This window comes from Brevibacillus sp. SIMBA_040, from assembly GCF_046535075.1.
GTDB lineage: Bacteria > Bacillota > Bacilli > Brevibacillales > Brevibacillaceae > Brevibacillus.
The window spans coordinates 1-324 of sequence record NZ_JAWRXI010000107.1 but is presented as its reverse complement, the minus strand read 5'-3'; the positions used below and the strand labels follow the sequence as shown (position 1 = coordinate 324).

The window sequence follows — 324 nt, the reverse complement described above, 5'->3', positions numbered from 1 at the left end:
ATGTGACTCGAGAGCCTGAATAAGTTCCCCCTCGTTCTGCATAACGCGCGCGCCGGCTGCAAGCGATGCATTACCCAAATTTCTACGGGTGATGTATAGCTTCCGCCCGCGGGGATCTTCGCCGTGTCGGGCGCGGAGATTCGTATAAAAATCAATACTGGATTCGTCCAGGTAAGCTTGATTGTTGCGCAAGCTGAGCATAATTGCGCGATCGATTTTATATAGGGCGTTTGCGTAGTGCGGAACGATCCTGCTCCCATCGATGCCACTTAACGAAAGCAATGCGCGCGTCGAGTCAGTATAGACGGGCACAATAATGGGGCC

1 protein-coding gene is annotated in these 324 nt (G+C 52.8%); it reads right to left on the bottom strand.

Features of this window, described 5'->3' with window-relative positions:
- Window positions 1–324 (bottom strand): glycosyltransferase family 61 protein (locus tag SB752_RS32170; RefSeq protein ID WP_410719462.1); only part of this gene is annotated, 324 nt, incomplete at both ends.